The 18,203-nt window shown below is 63.8% G+C and carries 17 protein-coding genes; 12 read left to right on the top strand and 5 right to left on the bottom strand.

Going from position 1 to position 18,203, the window contains the following annotated elements:
• Positions 1 to 35: 35 nt before the first annotated feature.
• Positions 36 to 1,961 carry a transglycosylase SLT domain-containing protein gene (locus AC1ZV1_RS20540; protein WP_484293367.1) on the bottom strand — a complete coding sequence of 642 codons (1,926 nt, stop codon included), beginning with the start codon at positions 1,959 to 1,961 and terminating at the stop codon, positions 36 to 38.
• Between the two features lie 207 nt (positions 1,962 to 2,168).
• Between AC1ZV1_RS20540 and AC1ZV1_RS20535 the strand changes: the two genes are divergently transcribed.
• Both AC1ZV1_RS20535 and AC1ZV1_RS20530 read left to right on the top strand, forming a co-directional pair.
• On the top strand, positions 2,169 to 4,079 hold the full coding sequence (locus tag AC1ZV1_RS20535; RefSeq protein ID WP_484293366.1) for an ATP-binding cassette domain-containing protein: 1,911 nt from the start codon (positions 2,169 to 2,171) through the stop codon (positions 4,077 to 4,079).
• A 62-nt stretch (positions 4,080 to 4,141) separates the two neighbouring features.
• On the top strand, positions 4,142 to 4,828 hold the full coding sequence (locus AC1ZV1_RS20530; RefSeq protein WP_484293365.1) for a DUF6901 family protein: 687 nt from the start codon (positions 4,142 to 4,144) through the stop codon (positions 4,826 to 4,828).
• A gap of 42 nt (positions 4,829 to 4,870) precedes the next feature.
• Here AC1ZV1_RS20530 and AC1ZV1_RS20525 read toward each other — a convergent pair whose 3' ends face one another.
• Positions 4,871 to 5,311, bottom strand: coding sequence for a universal stress protein (locus tag AC1ZV1_RS20525; protein ID WP_024766849.1), 441 nt, complete (start codon positions 5,309 to 5,311; stop codon positions 4,871 to 4,873).
• Between the two features lie 81 nt (positions 5,312 to 5,392).
• Between AC1ZV1_RS20525 and AC1ZV1_RS20520 the strand changes: the two genes are divergently transcribed.
• Positions 5,393 to 5,827 carry a hypothetical protein gene (locus AC1ZV1_RS20520; RefSeq protein WP_484293364.1) on the top strand — a complete coding sequence of 145 codons (435 nt, stop codon included), beginning with the start codon at positions 5,393 to 5,395 and terminating at the stop codon, positions 5,825 to 5,827.
• Between the two features lie 5 nt (positions 5,828 to 5,832).
• Here the strand turns inward: AC1ZV1_RS20520 and AC1ZV1_RS20515 are convergent, their stop codons facing one another.
• The gene (locus AC1ZV1_RS20515; protein WP_484293363.1) at positions 5,833 to 6,639 is read right to left on the bottom strand and encodes a hypothetical protein; all 807 of its coding nucleotides are present in this window, start codon (positions 6,637 to 6,639) and stop codon (positions 5,833 to 5,835) included.
• Between the two features lie 474 nt (positions 6,640 to 7,113).
• On the opposite strand from AC1ZV1_RS20515, the gene fadB reads away from it, so the two are divergent.
• The 6 genes from fadB to AC1ZV1_RS20485 all read left to right on the top strand — a co-directional run bounded on the left by fadB (position 7,114) and on the right by AC1ZV1_RS20485 (position 14,489).
• Positions 7,114 to 9,261: a fatty acid oxidation complex subunit alpha FadB gene (gene fadB, locus AC1ZV1_RS20510; RefSeq protein WP_484293362.1), complete on the top strand. Its 2,148-nt coding sequence runs from the start codon at positions 7,114 to 7,116 to the stop codon at positions 9,259 to 9,261.
• 30 nt (positions 9,262 to 9,291) lie between these two features.
• Positions 9,292 to 10,467: an acetyl-CoA C-acyltransferase FadA gene (gene fadA / locus AC1ZV1_RS20505; RefSeq protein ID WP_413350784.1), complete on the top strand. Its 1,176-nt coding sequence runs from the start codon at positions 9,292 to 9,294 to the stop codon at positions 10,465 to 10,467.
• A gap of 123 nt (positions 10,468 to 10,590) precedes the next feature.
• Complete coding sequence (locus tag AC1ZV1_RS20500) at positions 10,591 to 10,854, top strand: DUF1653 domain-containing protein (RefSeq protein ID WP_484293361.1); 264 nt, start codon at positions 10,591 to 10,593, stop codon at positions 10,852 to 10,854.
• A 92-nt stretch (positions 10,855 to 10,946) separates the two neighbouring features.
• Positions 10,947 to 13,553 (top strand): type I DNA topoisomerase, encoded by a 2,607-nt coding sequence (gene topA, locus AC1ZV1_RS20495; protein ID WP_484293360.1) that lies wholly within the window; start codon positions 10,947 to 10,949, stop codon positions 13,551 to 13,553.
• Positions 13,554 to 13,620: 67 nt separating this feature from the next.
• The gene (locus AC1ZV1_RS20490; RefSeq protein WP_484293359.1) at positions 13,621 to 14,142 is read left to right on the top strand and encodes a DUF6586 family protein; all 522 of its coding nucleotides are present in this window, start codon (positions 13,621 to 13,623) and stop codon (positions 14,140 to 14,142) included.
• A 107-nt stretch (positions 14,143 to 14,249) separates the two neighbouring features.
• Positions 14,250 to 14,489, top strand: a complete 240-nt coding sequence (locus AC1ZV1_RS20485; RefSeq protein ID WP_484293358.1) for a hypothetical protein — start codon at positions 14,250 to 14,252, stop codon at positions 14,487 to 14,489.
• A 44-nt stretch (positions 14,490 to 14,533) separates the two neighbouring features.
• Here the strand turns inward: AC1ZV1_RS20485 and sulA are convergent, their stop codons facing one another.
• The gene (gene sulA / locus AC1ZV1_RS20480) at positions 14,534 to 15,007 is read right to left on the bottom strand and encodes an SOS-induced cell division inhibitor SulA (RefSeq protein ID WP_484293357.1); all 474 of its coding nucleotides are present in this window, start codon (positions 15,005 to 15,007) and stop codon (positions 14,534 to 14,536) included.
• 13 nt (positions 15,008 to 15,020) lie between these two features.
• On the bottom strand, positions 15,021 to 15,635 hold the full coding sequence (gene lexA, locus AC1ZV1_RS20475; protein WP_026079098.1) for a transcriptional repressor LexA: 615 nt from the start codon (positions 15,633 to 15,635) through the stop codon (positions 15,021 to 15,023).
• Between the two features lie 251 nt (positions 15,636 to 15,886).
• On the opposite strand from lexA, the gene AC1ZV1_RS20470 reads away from it, so the two are divergent.
• Genes AC1ZV1_RS20470 through nagZ form a run of 3 tightly spaced genes read left to right on the top strand, consistent with a single transcriptional unit; the run spans position 15,887 to position 18,194 of the window.
• Positions 15,887 to 16,603: a TetR/AcrR family transcriptional regulator gene (locus AC1ZV1_RS20470; protein ID WP_484293356.1), complete on the top strand. Its 717-nt coding sequence runs from the start codon at positions 15,887 to 15,889 to the stop codon at positions 16,601 to 16,603.
• A 56-nt stretch (positions 16,604 to 16,659) separates the two neighbouring features.
• The gene (locus AC1ZV1_RS20465; protein ID WP_484293355.1) at positions 16,660 to 17,184 is read left to right on the top strand and encodes a L,D-transpeptidase family protein; all 525 of its coding nucleotides are present in this window, start codon (positions 16,660 to 16,662) and stop codon (positions 17,182 to 17,184) included.
• Between the two features lie 11 nt (positions 17,185 to 17,195).
• A complete protein-coding gene (nagZ, locus tag AC1ZV1_RS20460; protein ID WP_484293354.1) occupies positions 17,196 to 18,194 on the top strand; it encodes a beta-N-acetylhexosaminidase in 999 nt (332 codons plus the stop codon).
• Positions 18,195 to 18,203: the final 9 nt, after the last annotated feature.

Below are 18,203 nucleotides of genomic sequence, written 5' to 3'. Positions count from 1 at the left end.
GAAGAACGCCCGGCGGGTGCCGGGCGGGTAATGGATCAGAGTTCGTCGAAGAAGCGCTCGTGCCAGTCGACGATGGGCTGCGGCGCGTTGAGCTTCTGCCCGTAGATCACCGCATAGGACAGCACGTTCTGCACGTAGGCGCGGGTCTCGTCGAACGGAATGGTCTCGACCCAGACGTCGAACGCCAGGTGGCGCGCATCCTTCAGCCACTGGCGGACGCGGCCGGGACCGGCGTTGTAGGCGGCGGTGGCGAGCACGCGGTTGCCGTTGAACTGGCCGTGCACCTGGCTCAGGTACGCAGCGCCGAGCTGGATGTTCACGTCCGGGACGATGAGTTGCTGCGGCGAGGCCAGCGGAATGCCGAACTTCTTCGAGGTTTCCTTGGCAGTGGCCGGCATCAGCTGCATCAGGCCGGTGGCGCCGACACCGGAGCGCGCATCGGACATGAAGGCGCTTTCCTGGCGGGTGATGGCGAATACCCAGCTCGAATGCAGGCCGCGGTTGCGGGCCTCGCGGACCAGGGTGTTGCGGTAGGCCATGGGGAAGCGGATATCGAGATCGTCCCAGTACTTGGCCTGGCTGATCGCACGGATCGCCGGGAAGTACCACTGCATGTCGTAGGCGATCTTGGCCTGGGCCAGCAGCTCGTCGTGGCTTAGGTGGCGGGCGGCGTGGTACCACTCGCGGCGCGCGTTGATGATCTCGCCGCGGGCATAGAACTCCAGGGCGCGGCGGGTGCTCGGCGCGTTGCGCACGCGCTGCATCGTCCCGGCATCGGGCGAAACGGGACGGTTGTTCAGCTGGTAGGGCGCGTTGATCCGGTCGGCGGCGAGGAAGCCATAGAAATCACGCTCGCCGGCCACCGGCTGGTACAGGCTGATGGCCTGCTTGTTCTGCGGCTGCGCCAGTTGCAGCGAGCGCGCCTGCCAGTATTTCCAGCGGTTGGTCTCGGCCAGCGAAGGTGGCAGCGCGCGGGTCAGCTCGTAGGCTTCTTCCCAGCGGCCCAGGCGCAGCAGCAGGCGCAGGCGCCACTCGGTGACGGTGTCGTCGCGCAGTTGCGGGTCGTACTTGACCATCATCGGCAGTGCGCGCGGGTCATAGCGACGCGCCAGGCTCAGGCCGATTTCGCGGGCGATCGAGACTTTCTCGTCGCTGGAGAAGGGCAGCACCGAGCTGTAGTAGTCGAGCAGGTTGATGGCCTTTTCCGGGTCCTGCTTGGCCAGCCGGCGCAGGCCCAGCCCGACGACGTCGGCGGTGGCATGGTCGCGGGCGCCGAAGCGGGTGGTCTGGCTCAGTTGCGCCGGGTTCTGAGCTACGTTGACCATCAGCGCGCCCTGGCTGCCGAGGGTCGGCAGGCGTTTGGAGAGCACGGTGGCGAGGCTGTAGTTGCCTTTCTCGGCCGCCAGCTTCAGCCGCTTCCAGACCTTCTCCTCGGTGAGCTGGCCATCAGCCTGCCACAGGGCGAAGGTCGTGTCGCAGGCGTCGGGTTGCGGCTTGCCGACCAGCCAGAGCTTCTCGGCGGTGGCATAACCGTCGGCCTTGTTGCCGTGGCCCAGTTGGTACTGGCCGTAAAGGCAGTCCAGCTCGGTGAAGTTCATCTTCGGGTCGTAATAGCGGACGAAGGTGTTCCAGTCGCCGCGGTCGGCCAGCTGGCGCATCCAGCGCAGTTTCAGCCAGTTGATCTGCGGCAGGTCGCCGTGCTGCTCGATGAAACGCTCGATCTCGGCGTTGCTGGCGCTTTTCAGGCGGTTGGTCAGCTCGTCGTAGGCGAGGTAGGGCTGCAGGGGATAATCGGCCAGTGCCGACTGATAGCTGAAGTACGGGCCGCTGTCGTTGCGCGCCAGTGCCTTCTGCGCCTCGTCGTACATCTGGCGCTGTTGGGGCAGGGACGCTGCGTGGGCTGTCGAAGCGGACAGGCTGAGGATCAGGCAGGAGAACAGGGAGAAAAGGCGACCGCGCATGGCTCTTCCGGGAAGATGATCGGTGGGCGCTGGATGGCGCGCGCCCGCTGCTACGTAGCTTAGCCTGTTGCGCGAGGACGGCGAAAGCGCCGCCGGAAACGCGCCGCGCAAAGCCGGACGCATGTCTCGTCGCGCGAGTTTGTGTGCGACCCTCTGACTTTTGCGCGCTTTCCCTTAAACTGCGCGCCCTGTTTGTGGAGATACCCAATGACCCTGCTCAAGTTCACCGACGTGTCCCTTGCCTTTGGCACCACTCCGCTGCTGGATAAGGTGTCCTGGCAGATCGCTCGGGGTGAGCGGGTGTGCGTCATTGGCCGCAACGGCACCGGCAAGTCGAGCATGTTCAAGCTGGTCAAGGGCGAGCAGAAGCCCGACGACGGCGACATCTGGCGCGCGCCTTCGCTGAAGATCGGCGAACTGCCGCAGGAGCTGCCGCGCGCCGACGACCGTACCGTCTACGACGTGGTTGCCGAAGGCCTGGCCGAAGTCGGCGAGTTGCTGGCCCGCTACCACCACCTGAGCCTGCACATTGAAAGCGAAGAGGACCTGAACAAGCTGGCTCGCGTCCAGCAGGACCTCGAAGCCCGCGATGGCTGGCGCCTCGGGCAACTGGTGGACACCACCCTGAGTCGCCTGCAACTGCCGGCCGACAAGACCCTCGCTGAGCTCTCCGGTGGCTGGCGCCGCCGCGTGCTGCTGGCCCAGGCACTGGTGGCCGAGCCCGACCTGCTGTTGCTGGACGAACCGACCAACCACCTGGACATCGGTGCCATCGCCTGGCTGGAAAACGCCCTGGCGGACTTCCCTGGCGCCGTGCTGTTCATCACCCACGACCGTTCCTTCCTGCAGGCCGTGGCGACCCGCATCCTCGAACTGGACCGCGGCCACCTGATCGACTGGAACGGCGACTACGCCAGCTTCCTCGTGCATAAAGAGCAGGAGCTGGCGGCGGAAGAGGCGGCCAACGCCCTGTTCGACAAGCGCCTGGCCCAGGAAGAAGTGTGGATTCGCCAGGGCATCAAGGCCCGCCGTACCCGTAACGAAGGCCGCGTGCGTGCGCTGAAGGCGATGCGCAACGAGCGCGCCGAGCGCCGCGAGCGCCAGGGCAAGGCCAGCTTCCAGATGGAGACGGCCGAAAAATCCGGCAAGCAGGTGATCGTCGTCGAGAAGGCCGGCTTTGCCCATCCGGGCGGCCCGGCGCTGATCCGCGATTTCTCGCTGGTCCTGCAGCGCGGCGACCGTATCGGCCTGCTGGGCGCCAACGGTACTGGCAAGACCACCTTGCTCAAGCTGCTGCTGGGCGACTTGCAGCCGACTTCTGGCAGCGTCAAGGAAGGCACCCGACTGGAAGTGGCTTATTTCGACCAGCTGCGTCACCAGCTCGAGCCGGAAAAGACCGTCATCGACAACATTTCCGAAGGTCGCGAATTCATCACGATCAACGGGCAGAATCGCCACGTCCTCAGCTACCTGGGTGACTTCCTGTTCTCCCCGCAGCGCGCCCGCACCCCGGTGAAAGCGCTCTCCGGTGGCGAGCGGGCACGCCTGTTGCTGGCGAAGTTGTTCAGCAAGCCGGCCAACCTGCTGGTGCTGGACGAACCGACCAACGACCTGGACGTGGAAACCCTGGAACTGCTGGAAGAAGTGCTGCTGACCTTCGACGGCACCGTGCTGATGGTCAGCCACGACCGGGCCTTCCTCGACAACGTGGTGACCAGCACCCTGGTATTCGAGGGCGAAGGTCGCGTGCGCGAATTCGTCGGCGGTTACCAGGATTGGCTGCGCCAGGGTGGTTCGCCCAAGCTGCTCGGTGTGGGCGAGGAGAAGGGCGACAAGCCTTCTGCCGCCCCCGCTCCCGAGCAGCCGGCGGCGGTGAGCGCGGCCGTTGAAGCGGCGCCGAAGAAAAAGCTGAGCTACAAGCTGCAGCGCGAACTGGAAGCCATTCCCGGGCAGATCGAAGTCCTGGAAGGGGAGATGGCCGCGCTGCAGGAAGAAACCGCGTCGCCGGACTTTTACCAGCGCCCGCAGAGCGAGGCCCAGGCCGCCCTGGCGCGCCTGAGTTCCCTGCAGGAAGAACTGGACCGGCTGATCGAGCGTTGGGCCGAACTGGAAGAGTGATCCGTTCGGTCTGGCGATGTGCCCGTGCGAATCGCTGATCAAAGACTGTTAGGGATGGCCGAATGGCAATCGAATACCGCATCACCCTGGATGATGAGCACGAGTTCAGTTACCGCATCGAGCTGGAACGCCAGTACGACCCTCAAATAGCCGCGCAGACGCCGCGCTGGACGCGTCTCGAGAACAACCGCTGCAGCAACTGCCCGCTGAACCCCGGACAGTACAGTCACTGCCCGGCGGCGGTGGACCTGCACCGGGTGATCGAGGATTTCCGGGGCCTGCCGGCTTTCAAGAAGGTCTCGGTGCTGGTCCGGACACCGGAGCGCGAGTACATCAAGCATGCCGGCCTGGAGGAAGGCCTGCGGGCGCTGCTCGGCGTCATCATGGCCACCAGCGCCTGCCCGCTGCTGGGCAAGCTCAAGCCGATGGCGCAGCAGCACCTGCCGTTCGCCAGTAATCAGGAGTTCATTCTCCGCGCGGTGTCGCTCTACCTGATGCGACAGTACTTCAACTTCCGCGAAGGGCGGCATGCCGACTGGGAATTGAAGGGGCTGGTAAAGCAGTTCCAGCAGCTGCAACTGGTCAACCAGGCGTTCTGGCAGCGCATTCACGAAACCTGTGATGGCGACTCGAACCTGAAGGCTTTCCTCAGCTTCTTCTCCATGGCCTCGAGCATGAGCTATTCGCTGGAGGCGCAGTTGCAGAAGGTGCGGCCGCTGCTGATGAGCGGGGACATGCTCGGGGCCTGAAACGATTCGGGCCCCGCGGGGCCCGATTCTACCTGGCGTGTTTCAGCTGGTTTTCTGCAGGCGAACGGCGAGGACGTCGCAAGGCGCACCGTGCAGCACGTCGTTGGCGGTGGAGCCCAGCAGCAGGGCGAGGCCGTGGCGGCCGTGGCTGCCGACGACGATCAGGTCGCAGTCCTGCTCATCGGCGAGGCGGTGAATCTCCTGGCGCGGCTGGCCATAGACCAGGTGGCATTGGGAGCTGGTGATCTCGGCGTAGGTGAGGGTGAACTGGTGCAGGCGCTCCTTGGCCTGGTCGAACTGCTGCTGTTGCAGCATCGACAGGTCCATCGGCACGTCGCCGCCGAACGCCATTGCCATGGGCTCGACCACATGCACCGCCGAGAGCCGGGCGTCATTGGCCTTGGCCAGGGCGACCGCCCGCTTCATCACCGGATCGCATTCTTCGGTAAGGTCGACGGCGACCAGAATGTGTTGGTAGGGCATGAGCGTCTCCTCCGGGGGACTCGTTAGTAATCAGTATGGCCCCAATGGCCGTGCTTGACCTGTTTGACCGGTATAACCGATATGACCGCCTGGATGGTAATTCTTCTCATCGCTTTGGTACTCAGCCCGCTGACCTGGCTGATTCCCTCTCGCGGCCAGCGTGGGCAGATGGACCTGCGCCTGCAGGCGAGGCGCCTGGGCCTGGCGATGCAGATGGCGCAGCAGGAGTGGCCGCACTGGCTGGAGCGGCAGCCGCCGCGTCAGTGTGCGCAGTACCACCGCGCCCGTGGCAGGAACCGCGAGACCTGGTGTTATTGGCAGAGCGAGCCGGGAGTGTGGCTGGACCGCTGGCGCGAGGCGAGCGCTCCGGCCGAGCTGGCACAGGCGCTGGCCAGCTTGCCGAAGGACGTCTACATGGTCGAGGCGACGCCCCAGTTCCTGGCGCTTTACTGGGGCGAGCGAGGCGACAGCAGCGACCTGGAGCGAGTCGCCACGTTCCTTAAGCAGCATGCCTGACGCGATCAGCTCTGCTGCGCGGCATAGAGACCGGAGACTTTCTCCAGGTCTTCGATGATGCGGTCGGAGTACTTGTTGATCAGGAAGGGCACGCTGTTCTGGTTGTAGTTCTGCAGCGATTTCTCGATGTAGCGCCACTTGATCGCCACGCCGCGCAGCTCCTGGCCGATCTCCGGCGTGGTCTGCGGCGCCTGTTGCAACTTCACCAGGTTGATCGCGAAGCGGTTGGCCAGATCGTCCAGCGGGCGTTCCTCGCCACCGCCGAAGAAGCTGGCGCCCACCGAAGCGTTGCGCGAGGCGTAGTCCACCGCGATGTCCTGCATCAGCAGGCTCTGCTCGCGGGTCTGCTGGGTCAGCGGCGGCACCTTGCTACCGCTTTCCTCCTGGATCCTGGTATAGAGCTGCTCGGCGGTATCCAGCAGCTTGCGGTTCTGTGCGGCGAGGTCGGCCACCGGCTGCAGGTCGGTGTAGCCACTCTTGTCCAGCGCACCGGTGAGCGTCTTCAGCTGACCCGCATAGGCCTTCCATTCATCCTGCAACTCGGCTTTGAGCTTCTTCGATTCGTTGCCGGGCATCTCCCCGAGCTTGCCCAGGGCGTCGGTGGCGCTCTGTGACGAGGCGTCGACCATCCTGGCGTACTTCTGGTCGCCCTCCATCGCATTGAACATGAAGAAGTCGCCGAGGCTGCGCTGGGCGGCGAGGCGGGCCTGATGGACATTGAGCAGGTCGCTGGCGGCGTCGGCGGCAGCGATGAGGGGCAGGGCGGTGAGCGCGAGCGCAGACAGCAGACGCACGAGCGGACGGCTGGGCATCGTTCCAACTCCTTGGAGCCATGGGCTTCTTGTTGTTTTGTATTCCACAGGTTCCAGGCGCCTGCCGCTGTTGGCAGAAGGCAGATCGCCATTGCGCCCGACTCTAGCGCGGGCCATGGGGTTTGAACAGTGGCTGTCGGGACGACGGTGCCAGCTCGCAAATGTCACGATAGACGTGGTGAATAGGGTGCCAGGGCCGCGCTGAATGCTCCGGCCCAGACGCCCTGGCCGCTTTGCGACTGTTACGTCTCGCCGATTGACAAGCATTGGCTTTTGCTAGAAGGTGGGCGCACCCAAATCAAACGGGCGTATGAATCGAGCGTTTGCCATGTGCGATGACTCGATCAGAACGCCCCGGCTATCGCGTCGGCGGGTGTGCCGCAAGCTTTGGGACTATCCTCGGCGCTGCCGAACGGTCCCGATACACGGTGTCCGACGTGTGATTTCAAGCTTCCCTAGCGTGGAGATCAGTTGATGATTTACCAAGGTAAAGCCATCACGGTTAAGGCTCTTGAGAGCGGCATCGTCGAACTGAATTTCGACCTCAAGGGCGAGTCCGTCAACAAGTTCAACCGACTCACCCTGAATGAACTGCGCCAAGCAGTCGATACCATCAAGGCCGATGCGTCCGTCAAGGGCGTGATCGTGACCAGCGGCAAAGGCGTGTTCATCGTCGGTGCCGACATCACCGAGTTCGTCGACAACTTCAAGCTGCCTGACGAAGAGCTGCTGGCTGGCAACCTCGAAGCCAACAAGATCTTCAGCGACTTCGAAGACCTGAACGTTCCGACCGTAGCCGCAATCAACGGCATCGCCCTGGGCGGCGGTCTGGAAATGTGCCTGGCTGCCGACTTCCGTGTCATGAGCGCCACCGCCAAGGTCGGCCTGCCGGAAGTGAAGCTGGGCATCTACCCGGGCTTCGGCGGCACCGTTCGCCTGCCGCGCATCATCGGCTGCGACAACGCGGTCGAGTGGATTGCCTCGGGCAAGGAAAACAAGGCTGAAGACGCACTGAAGGTCGGTGCCGTCGATGCGGTCGTGGCTCCGGAGAAACTCCAGGACGCCGCTCTGGACCTGGTCAAGCGCGCCATCGCCGGCGAGCTGGATCACAAGGCCCGCCGTCAGCCGAAGCTGGAAAAGCTCAAGCTGAACGCCATCGAGCAGATGATGGCCTTCGAAACCGCCAAGGGCTTCGTTGCTGGCCAGGCAGGTCCGAACTACCCGGCTCCGGTCGAAGCCATCAAGTCGATCCAGAAAGCCGCCAACTTCGGCCGTGACAAGGCGCTGGAAATCGAAGCCCAGGGCTTCGTGAAACTGGCCAAGACCTCGGTTGCGCAGAGCCTGATCGGCCTGTTCCTGAACGATCAGGACCTGAAGAAGAAGGCCAAGCAGTACGACGAGATCGCCAAGGACGTGAAGCTGGCCGCTGTACTGGGCGCCGGCATCATGGGTGGCGGCATCGCCTACCAGTCCGCTTCCAAGGGCACTCCGATCCTGATGAAGGATATCCGTGAAGAGGGTATCCAGATGGGGCTGAACGAAGCCTCTAAGCTGCTGGGCAAGCGCGTCGAAAAAGGCCGCATGACCCCGGCCAAGATGGCCGAGGCCCTGAACGCCATTCGCCCGACCATGTCCTACGGCGACTTCGGCAACGTCGACATCGTCGTCGAAGCCGTGGTCGAGAATCCGAAGGTCAAGCAGATCGTGCTGGCTGAGGTTGAAGGCGTAGTGAAGGAAGATGCGGTCCTCGCGTCGAACACCTCCACCATCTCCATCAACCTGCTGGCCAAGGCGCTCAAGCGTCCGGAAAACTTCGTCGGCATGCACTTCTTCAACCCGGTGCACATGATGCCGCTGGTCGAAGTCATCCGTGGCGAGAAGTCCAGCGACGTCGCCGTTGCCACCACCGTGGCCTACGCCAAGAAGATGGGCAAGAACCCCATCGTGGTGAATGACTGCCCCGGCTTCCTGGTCAACCGCGTGCTGTTCCCATACTTCGGCGGCTTCTCCAAGCTGCTGGGCTTCGGCGTGGACTTCGTGCGCATCGACAAGATCATGGAGAAGTTCGGCTGGCCCATGGGCCCGGCCTACCTGTCCGACGTGGTCGGCATCGATACCGGCCACCACGGCCGCGATGTGATGGCCGAAGGCTTCCCGGACCGCATGGCCGTGGAAGGCAAGACCGCCGTCGACGTAATGTACGACGCCAATCGCCTGGGTCAGAAGAACGGCAAGGGCTTCTACGCCTACGAGACCGACAAGCGCGGCAAGCCGAAGAAGGTCACCGATCCGCAGGCTTATGAGCTGCTGAAGTCCATCGTTACCGAGCAGCGCGAGCTGACCGACGAGGACATCATCAACTACATGATGATCCCGCTGTGCCTGGAAACCGTGCGCTGCCTGGAAGACGGCATCGTCGAGACCGCTGCCGAGGCCGACATGGGCCTGATCTACGGCATCGGCTTCCCTCCCTTCCGTGGCGGTGCCCTGCGTTACATCGACTCCATCGGTGTGGCCGAATTCGTCGCACTGGCCGACCAGTACGCCGACCTGGGTGCGCTGTACCACCCGACCGCGAAGCTGCGTGAAATGGCCAAGAACGGCCAGAAGTTCTTCGGTTGAGTGCGCAACGAATAGAGCGAGAGTGAATTTATGAGCCTGAATCCGAGAGACGCCGTCATTGTCGACTTCGGCCGCACCCCGATGGGCCGTTCGAAGGGTGGCATGCACCGCAACACCCGCGCGGAGAACATGTCCGCGCACCTGATCAGCAAGCTGCTGGAGCGCAACCCGAAGATCGACCCGGCGGAAGTCGAGGACGTGATCTGGGGCTGCGTGAACCAGACCCTGGAGCAGGGCTGGAACATCGCGCGCATGGCGTCGCTGATGACCCAGATCCCGCACACCAGCGCCGGCCAGACCGTCAGCCGCCTGTGCGGCTCGTCCATGAGCGCCCTGCACACTGCCGTGCAGGCGATCCAGACCGGCAACGGTGACGTCTTCGTCATCGGCGGTGTGGAGCACATGGGCCACGTCGGCATGATGCATGGCGTCGATCCGAACCCGCACATGTCCCTGTACGCTGCCAAGGCGTCGGGCATGATGGGCCTGACCGCCGAAATGCTGGGCAAGATGCACGGCATCACCCGCGAGGCGCAGGACAAGTTCGGCGTGCGTTCGCACCAGCTGGCCTGGAAAGCGACCCAGGAAGGCAAGTTCAAAGACGAAATCATCCCGATGGAAGGCTACGACGAGAACGGCTTCCTGAAAGTCTTCGACTTCGACGAAACCATCCGGCCGGAAACCACCCTGGAAAGCCTGGCGGCCCTGAAGCCGGCCTTCAACCCGAAAGGTGGCACCGTGACTGCGGGTACTTCCTCGCAGATCACCGACGGCGCTTCCTGCATGATCGTCATGAGCGCACAACGCGCCCAGGATCTGGGTGTGCAGCCGATGGCCGTGGTTCGCGCCATGGCCGTGGCGGGTGTTGATCCGGCGATCATGGGCTACGGCCCGGTTCCGTCGACCAACAAGGCACTCAAACGCGCTGGCCTGACCATCAACGACATCGACTTCTTCGAGCTCAACGAAGCCTTCGCCGCGCAGGCCCTGCCGGTGCTGAAGGACCTCAAGCTGCTCGACAAGATGGAAGAGAAGGTCAACCTGCACGGCGGCGCCATCGCCCTGGGTCACCCGTTCGGCTGCTCCGGTGCGCGTATCTCCGGCACTCTGCTGAACGTGATGAAGCAGAACAGTGGCACCCTGGGCGTGTCCACCATGTGCGTGGGCCTCGGCCAGGGCATCACCACCGTCTTCGAACGCGTCTAAGCTTTCGTCGATGGGAGAGCCGGGGCCTTGTGCCCCGGCTTTCGTTTTTGTCGGGCGGGGATTGCCCGACGGCCGCGCAATGAGCACAATCGCCGCCTTTTGGCCGGCCGAGGGAGAACCGACATGCACTTGCAGCCCGGACTGTATCGACATTACAAGGGACAGCAGTACCGTGTGCTTGGCGTCGCCCGCCATTCGGAGACCGAGGAAGAGCTGGTGATCTACCAGGCGCTGTACGGCGAATTCGGCCTCTGGGTGCGCCCATTGAGCATGTTCACCGAGGCGGTGGAAGTGAACGGCGAGAACGTTCCGCGCTTCGCTCTGGTGAGCGCCGAAAACGATCCGCTGGGTCTTCAGACCGGCCCGTCCGGCGAAACCCGAGCTTGACCTTGGCGCGACCGCCACTATATATAGCGGTGCCGCTCCTAGCTCCTCCCTCCTTATAAATTCATCTTTTCGACGCAGGAATCTTCCGATCCATGGGTAAATCGCTGGTCATCGTGGAATCACCGGCCAAGGCCAAGACCATCAACAAGTACCTGGGCAACCAGTACGTGGTGAAGTCGAGCATCGGCCACATCCGCGACCTGCCCACCAGCGGCTCGTCTGCGTCGAAGGAGCCTGCGGCAAAAACGCGCAAGACCGCCGCCGAAGCGCCGGCCCTGTCGCCGAAGGAGAAGGCCAAGCGCCAGCTCGTCACCCGCATGGGCGTCGACCCGGAGCACGGCTGGAAGGCCAAGTACGAGATCCTGCCCGGCAAGGAAAAGGTGATCGAGGAACTGCGTCGTCTGGCCAAGGATGCCGATACCATCTATCTCGCAACCGACTTGGACCGCGAAGGGGAGGCCATTGCCTGGCACCTGCGCGAGGCCATCGGTGGCGACGACTCGCGCTACAAGCGCGTGGTCTTCAACGAAATCACCAAGAAGGCCATCCAGGAGGCCTTCTCCCAGCCCGGCGAGCTGGATATCAACCGCGTGAATGCCCAGCAGGCGCGCCGTTTCCTCGATCGCGTGGTGGGCTACATGGTCTCGCCGCTGCTGTGGGCCAAGATTGCCCGCGGCCTGTCCGCCGGCCGCGTACAGTCGGTCGCGGTGAAGCTGGTCGTCGAGCGTGAGCGCGAGATCCGTGCCTTCGTCCCGGAAGAGTACTGGGAAGTGCACGCCGACCTCGGCACGCCCAAGAACGACAAAGTCCGCTTCGAAGTGGTGCGCGAGAAGGGCGAAGCCTTCAAGCCGCTGAACGAAGCCCAGGCCACCGCTGCCCTGGAGAAGCTCAAGGCTTCCAGCTACCGCATCGCCAAGCGCGAAGACAAGCCGACTTCCAGCAAGCCCTCGGCGCCGTTCATTACCTCCACCCTGCAGCAGGCCGCGAGCAACCGCCTGGGCTTCGGGGTGAAGAAGACCATGATGATGGCCCAGCGACTCTACGAAGCCGGCTACATCACCTATATGCGTACCGACTCGACCAACCTGTCGGCCGACGCCATCGATATGGTGCGCGGCTTCATCGACAGCGAGTTCGGCAAGAAATACCTGCCGGCCAAGCCAAACTTCTACTCCAGCAAGGAAGGCGCCCAGGAAGCGCACGAAGCGATTCGTCCTTCCGACGTCAACCTTCGCCCGACCCAGCTGTCGGGCATGGAGCGCGACGCCGAGCGGCTGTACGACCTGATCTGGCGCCAGTTCGTGGCCTGCCAGATGCCCCCGGCCGAGTACCTGTCCACCACTGTCAGTGCAACTGCAGGTGACTTCGAACTGCGCGCCAAAGGCCGCATCCTCAAGTTCGACGGTTACACCAAGGTGCTGCCGCAGCAGAGCAAGCCGGGCGAGGACGACGTCCTGCCGGAAATGAACCAGGGCGATGCGATGAAGCTGCTCAAGCTCGATCCGAGCCAGCACTTCACCAAGCCGCCGGCGCGCTTCTCCGAAGCCAGTCTGGTCAAGGAGCTGGAAAAGCGCGGCATCGGCCGTCCGTCCACCTACGCGGCGATCATCTCCACCATCCAGGAGCGCGGCTACGTCACCACCCACAACCGCCGCTTCTACGCGGAGAAGATGGGCGACATCGTCACCGACCGCCTGAACGAGAGCTTCTCCAACCTGATGGACTACGGCTTCACCGCCGGCATGGAAGAGAACCTCGATGACGTGGCCCAGGGCGAGCGCGACTGGAAGAACGTGCTGGACGAGTTCTACGGCGACTTCCGCAAGAAGCTCGACCTTGCCGAAGCCTCCAACGACGGCATGCGCGCCAACCAGCCGACCCTGACCGATATCCCCTGTCGCGAGTGCGGCCGGCCGATGATGATTCGTACCGCCTCCACTGGCGTGTTCCTTGGCTGCTCGGGCTACAGCCTGCCGCCGAAAGAGCGCTGCAAGGCGACTGTGAACCTGATTCCGGGCGACGAGATCGCCGCGGATGACGAGGGCGAGTCCGAGTCCCGCGTACTGCGTGGCAAGCACCGCTGCCCGATCTGCAGCACTGCCATGGACGCCTACCTGGTCGACGAGAAGCGCAAGCTGCACATCTGTGGCAACAACCCGGATTGCGCCGGCTACGAGATCGAGGAAGGCCAGTACCGCATCAAGGGCTACGAAGGCCCGAGCCTGGAATGCGACAAGTGTGGCAGCGAGATGCAGCTCAAGACCGGCCGCTTCGGCAAGTTCTTCGGCTGCACCAACCCGACCTGCAAGAACACCCGCAAGCTGCTGAAGAACGGCGAGCCTGCGCCGCCGAAGATGGACGCCATCCGCATGCCGGAGCTCAAGTGCGAGAAGGTGGACGACATCTACGTACTGCGTGACGGCGCTTCCGGCCTGTTCCTGGCCGCCAGCCAGTTCCCGAAGAACCGCGAAACCCGTGCTCCGCTGGTGGCCGAACTGCTGCCGCACAAGGACGAGTTGGATCCGAAGTACCACTTCCTGCTCGCCGCGCCCGCGAGAGACCCGGATGGCCGTCCAGCGGTGATTCGCTTCAGCCGCAAGACCAAGGAGCAGTACGTGCAGTCCGAGGTCGACGGCAAGCCTACCGGTTGGCGTGCATTCTTCGACGGCGGAAAGTGGAAGGTCGAAGACAAGCGCTGATGGAAGGTGCGCCCCGCGGAGGCGGGGCGTGCTTATACTGCCGACGTCGACTGCAGAGGTCCCGGTCATGGCGAACGAACTCTATACCCGCACCAACCAGAAGCTGTTCTTCGCCGGCCTTGCCCTGGAGGCCTGGCGCAGCGCCGAAACGGCGCGCGCGATGAACGCCCAGGCGCGCATCCAGGCCGAGCGCGAAGCAGCGCTGTTCCATCTCTACGGAGCGGTGCTGGGTGTGGCCCACGAGATCGCCGGTTACTACCGCCTGCCGCAGGCGGGTGCGCCGCGGGTCGAAATGCTGCTGAATGCCGAGGTGCTGGCCGCAGCTCCAAGTCCGGAGCTGGCGGAAATGGTCGAGTTGGCGCAATCGCCGGAAGCCTGGCTGGCGCGCCTGCTCGCCGCCTACGCCGAGCTGTTCCAGCCGCCGAGCGAACCGAAGAAGGCCAAGATCGATCCGACCCAGCCGCTGATTCAGGCGGTGAATGTCGACGACGAGGCGCCGGTCGAGCTGGGTAATGGCGAGCTGGAGGCCTGGCGAAAATCCCTGAAGGACCTGGTGCTGCGCTTCCGCGCTTCGCTCACCGAGCTCTGATCTCTGCGTCACAAGGTGCCGGCCTTCTGGTCGGCCCATGCGAGCTTTGGCTAGGGTGTAGCGGATGTGGCTGTTACACTACGCGTTCTGCTGTGGAGAACGTCGTTATGCCAACCTCATTTCTGGAAATTGTCGAGCTGCCTGACGGGCGTATCGTGCTGCGTCGTGCAGACGAGGAGGAGGCGCTGGTGACCCTGGAGTTCTCCGCCGATGCCAAAGGCTTCCTTCAGGGACAGCACATCGAGATCGCCAAGGCGATGTTCAATGTCGGTGTGCAAATGGCCGGTCGTCTTGCTGAAGGCGGCGATATGAGCATGGACGACGACAGCCCGCGCGTACTGCACTGAGTTCTTACGCTTCGCTGTGCTCGCAGCGAAGCTTCCCCATCAGGTCAACCCAGACGGATATTCAGGCTCTGCGTCTGTCCGGCAACGGCGGCGCGGGATAGTTGTGCGCGCCCGTTGGCGCTGAGGTTCAGCCAACTCACCACGGTGTGGCTGTTGCCCAGGCGCAGCGCCTCACAGGCGAGGGTCTGGGCAGCAGCCTGGTCGCGGGCCGGCAACAGCAGGATGCCCTGACGGTTCAGGCCAGCCTTGCGCAGCCAGTCCGGAGTCAGGCTGGTGGGCGGGGCGATGAGGGTGAGCCAGCGTGAATCGCTTTCCTCGCTGAGTTCGCGAAGCATAGGCGCCAGCAGCATCAGGCACTGGCCAGGGAGGCCGCGCAGGGCAATTTCGCTGAAGGCGCGTTCGTCGACAGGCGGCTCATCCTCCATTAACTCCTTGAGCAGTGGAGCAGTACCGCTTGCCCAGAGTGCATCCTGAAACAGCGGGAGTTGCGGCAGGTTCTGCGGCTGCGGGTACTGCATGGATGTCTCCTGTTCAGCGACGGATCACGCCGACGCTCAAGCCTTCGATGACCAGTTCCTGTTCCTTGAGATCGACCTCGATAGGGGCGAACTCCGGGTTTTCGGCGAGCAGCCAGACCTTGCTGCCTTCGCGCTTGAAGCGCTTTACCGTTACCTCTTCACCCAGACGGGCGACCACGATCTGGCCATTGCGCGCTTCGCGAGTGACGTGCACGGCAAGCAGATCGCCGTCCATGATGCCGACGTCCTTCATGCTCTGGCCGCGCACGCGCAGCAGATAATCGGCGGGCGGATTGAAAAAGGTGGGGTTGATGCGGCAGGTGTCGTCGACGTTCTGCTCGGCAAGGATCGGTGCGCCAGCGGCAACGCGGCCGATGATCGGCAATTCGTCGTCATTGGCGGCAGCCTTGGGCTCGAAGCCAGGGATGCGGATGCCGCGGGAAGCGCCCGGAGTCATCTCGATGGCGCCTTTGCGGGCGAGGGCTTTTAAGTGCTCCTCGGCGGCGTTGGGCGACTTGAAGCCGAGTTCCTGGGCGATTTCCGCGCGGGTGGGCGGGTAGCCGTTGGCTTCCAGGCAGCGTTTGATGAAGGCGAGGATCTCGGCTTGGCGCGGCGTGAGCTTCAGCATGTCCATACTCTGGCTTTTTATACAGTGCCTGGAATTATATACAGTGATGGCGGGCTGGCAATGCTTTTATTGGTCGCAGCTGTCGGTGGAACGTTCGTGCATGTAACCTTTCGGGCTTGGCAAGCGTCTTGCTGTCTATTAGGTGTCTCGTCGCATTGCCATGATATTGGTAACAATCCATCGCCCTTTGCTTGACAATACAAGACGCTGAAACGTATGTTTCAAACAAGTGTTTGTCAGGCGGAGTAGCCATGGCCCAGTCGGAAACCGTCGAACGCATCCTGGATGCTGCGGAACAGCTGTTCGCGGAGAAAGGCTTCGCCGAAACTTCCCTGCGTCTGATCACCAGCAAGGCGGGGGTTAACCTCGCGGCTGTGAACTATCACTTCGGCTCGAAGAAGGCTCTGATCCAAGCGGTCTTCTCGCGCTTCCTCGGCCCGTTCTGCGCCAGCCTCGAAAAGGAGCTGGACCGCCGCCAGGCCAAGGCCGATGCGCCGCGTGCCACCCTGGAGGAGCTGCTTGAACTGCTCGTGGTTCAGGCTATGGCGGTGAAGCCGCGTAGCGGCAACGACCTGTCCATCTTCATGCGCCTGCTGGGCCTGGCCTTCAGCCAGAGCCAGGGGCACCTGCGCAAGTACCTCGAAGAGGTCTACGGCAAGGTGTTCCGCCGCTACATGCTGCTGGTGCACGAGTCCGCCCCGCGCCTGCCGCCGCTGGAGTTGTTCTGGCGCGTGCACTTCATGCTGGGTACTGCGGTGTTCAGCATGTCCGGCATCAAGGCCTTGCGTGCCATGGCCGAGAACGATTTCGGCGTGAACACGTCCATCGAGCAGGTGATGCGCCTGATGGTGCCGTTCCTCGCCGCCGGCATGCGTGCCGACAGTGGTGTCAGCGATCCCTCGCTGGCCGGAGCTCAGCTCAAGCCGCGCAGCAAATCGGGTGTCTCGCAAGCGCCTGCCAAGGTCTGATCCGGGCCCGGCTTCGCGCTGGGCTGCGTCGACATGATCGGCTACAGTAGCCGGCCATGGCCGATCTCGATCTTCTCCATATCTCCCTTGCTGACCAGATGCTCTACGGCTTTGCCGCGGGGCGTCTTGTCGTGCGTGTTCCGGTATCCAGCGCCGCCAACGGCCCGGGGGAACGCAACGGCTCCGGTTGCACGCCACGCGGGCTGCACCAGGTTCGTGCACGTATTGGCGACGGCCTGCCCCGGGGGGCGGTACTGAAGGGGCGACGCTGGACCGGCGAGACCTGGACGGCCGAGCTGCACGACGCGTTTCCCGGTCGTGACTGGATCCTCTCGCGCATCCTCTGGCTCAGTGGCTGCGAGCCGGGGCGCAACCGGATGGGCGAGGTGGATACATTCCGCCGCTACATCTACCTGCACGGCACGCCGGACTGCGAGCCCATGGGCGCGCCGCTGTCCCACGGCTGTATCCGCCTGCGCAATGACGACCTGCTGGAACTCTTTCCGCGAGTACCTCTCCATTGCCGGGTCCGAATTGACGAGACCGCCTGCCCTGACTGGCAGGCGGCGCAACTGAATTGAAAGGAATGCACATGCAAGGCTCCCTGATGCTCGATATCGGTGGTACCTGGCTTACCGCCGAGGACCGCCAGATCCTGCGCCACCCGGAAGTGGGCGGCCTGATCATTTTCGCCCGCAACATCCAATCACCGCGCCAGGTGCGGGAACTGATGGAGTCCATTCGCGCAGTCCGTCCCGATCTGCTGCTGGCGGTCGATCAGGAAGGTGGCCGCGTACAGCGCCTGCGCCAGGGGTTCCTGCGCTTGCCGGCGATGCGCGCCATTGCTGATAACGCCAATGCAGAGCGTTTGGCCGAGCAATGCGGCTGGTTGATGGCGACTGAGGTGCTGGCGGTCGGGCTCGACCTGAGCTTCGCTCCGGTACTGGACCTGGATCATCAGCGCAGCGCCGTGGTCGGCAGCCGCGCCTTCGAGGGTAATCCGGAGCGCGCCGTCGTGCTGGCCGGCGCATTCATCCGCGGCATGCGCGCTGCGGGCATGGCGTCCACCGGCAAGCATTTCCCCGGCCACGGCTGGGCCGAAGTCGATTCCCACGTCGGCATCCCCGAAGACGAGCGTACGCTGGAGCAGATCCGCGCCGTGGACCTGGTGCCGTTCCAGCGCCTCTCCGGCGAGCTGGATGCGCTGATGCCGGCCCATGTGATCTACCCGCAAGTGGATCCGAACCCCGCTGGTTTCTCCCGTCGCTGGCTTCAGGACATTCTGCGCGGCGAGTTGGGATTCGACGGGGTGATCTTCAGTGACGACCTGTCGATGGCTGGCGCCCACGTGGTCGGCGATGCCGCCAACCGTATCGAGGCCGCGCTGAGCGCTGGTTGCGACATGGGGCTGGTCTGCAATGACCGTGCATCCGCCGAACTGGCCCTGAGCGCCCTGCAGCGCCTGAAGGTGACTGCGCCGCAGCGCCTGCAACGCATGCGTGCCAAAGCCTGGCCGGGCACCGAGTACAAGCAACTGCCGCGCTGGCAACAAGCCGTCGGCGAGCTGCGTGCCGCACAACTGATCGATTAAGGATTCGCC

The sequence above is a fragment of the Pseudomonas sp. BB438 genome (assembly GCF_057180225.1).
Note: the sequence above shows the minus strand (reverse complement) of the source record. Positions and strands in the feature narration are given on the sequence as shown.